The sequence below is a fragment of the Streptomyces phytophilus genome, from assembly GCF_013870535.1.
Lineage (GTDB): Bacteria > Actinomycetota > Actinomycetes > Streptomycetales > Streptomycetaceae > Streptomyces > Streptomyces phytophilus.
Genome location: NZ_JACBXC010001397.1, coordinates 1 through 1,497, shown reverse-complemented (window position 1 = coordinate 1,497; position 1,497 = coordinate 1). Strand labels below are relative to the sequence as shown.

General features: G+C 75.7%; 2 protein-coding genes. One reads left to right on the top strand and one right to left on the bottom strand.

Annotated elements, in window-relative coordinates; all coding sequences use genetic code 11:
• On the bottom strand, positions 1–810 hold an 810-nt coding region (locus H5J30_RS32740; RefSeq protein ID WP_181791307.1), incomplete at its 3' end, for an ArsR family transcriptional regulator.
• A 191-nt stretch (positions 811–1,001) separates the two neighbouring features.
• Here H5J30_RS32740 and H5J30_RS32735 point away from each other — a divergent pair.
• Positions 1,002–1,497, top strand: a 496-nt coding sequence (locus tag H5J30_RS32735) for an AfsR/SARP family transcriptional regulator (protein WP_181791305.1), incomplete at its 3' end; no start/stop codon positions are given.

The window sequence follows — 1,497 nt, the reverse complement described above, 5'->3', positions numbered from 1 at the left end:
GGCCCCCCGGGCCCTGCCGAGGAGTGCTCCGAGTCGCTCCTCCGGCGGTCGGCCGCGGTCGGGGGGTACGGGGGCCTGCCGGTGGTGGACCGGGTACCAGAGGACAGGCGGGAGTTCGGGGTCCGCGAGGCTCACGGGGGCGTCGTCCGCGAAGTACGACGGCACGAGCGTCAGGCCCCGCCCGTCCAGCCGAAGGTCCCGGTCCACCCCGGCGGGGTAGCGCACCTGGAGCACCGGCGCGCGCCAGCGCATCGCCGGGGCGAGGCCGGCGAGCATGCCGTCCGCGCCGCCGTGCAGCAGCCCGCGCAGGCGGGCGGTGCGCTCGGCTTCGAGCCGGGCCTGCATGTGGTCGCTCCAGGGGGCGACGACGGCTTCGTAGTAGGCGCGCAGGAGGCGTACGAACTCCCTGCGCTCCGCCGTCTCCGCCAGCCGCGGCGCCCACGCGGGGGCGCCTACCGTACGGGCCAGACGGCCGACTTCGCCGCGTACCCGGCCGGGTGGTGCCGCGAGCAGCAGCTCCGCGCCGTCGCGGAACGACGCCACCGCCTCGCCGGGCGCCTGACCGGGCGTCAGGAAGTCCGGGAAGTACCGCGCCCGCGGGTACAGCGGAACGAGGGTCTCGCGCACCGCGCGCTCCAGCCCCTTCTCGCGGAGCACCCGGCGGGCCATGCGGTACCACGCGGCGTGGACGTACCGGCCCTTGCGCGTCTGCAGCCGGTGCAGGCTGACGGCGATCTCCCAGAGCGGGTCGGGCGCGTCGGCGACGCGCGTCCTGACCAGGTCGGCGTCGGTGAAGTGAATGCGGAGCATGATCGTCCCCCGATCGATGGCACCCGGCCCCGCGCGAGCATCGTCGATCGCGCGGCCGTCCCCCCGGGTGACGGCCCCCGCGGCCGGTGATGCCATCCACGATGCGGAAGCGACCTGGCAAGAACCTTGCAGGCACCTAGAATCCGCTGGTGGCGCCGCCGGGCGGGCGGCCGGGCAGACGAGGGACGTGCATGGAGTTTCGACTGCTGGGCGGGATCGAGGCAGTGGCGGACGACGGCCGTCCGGTCGATCTCGGGCCCGCACGGCAGCGGAGCGTTCTCGCCGCGCTGCTGCTGGACGCGGGCCGCGCGGTGCCCACGGAGCAGCTCGTCCACCGGGTGTGGGGGTACACCGCGCCGCAGCGGGCCAGGGAAACGCTGTACAGCTACCTGTCCCGCCTACGCCGTACCCTCTCCGGCTCGCAGGCAACCCTCGCCCGCAGCCCGGACGGCTACGAACTGGCCGCCGGCCCTGCCGACTCGGTGGACGTGCACCGCTTCCGCCTGCTGCTCACGCGGGGCCGGGCCGCACCGGACGACGCCGGGGCGGCGGGCCTCTTCCGCGAGGCGCTCGCGCTGTGGCGCGGCGCGCCGTTCCCGGGCGTCGACACCCCGTGGTTCAACGGCGTACGCGACGGCCTCGCCAAGGAGTTGCTCGCCGCGGAGCTGGACTGCGCCGACGTACGGC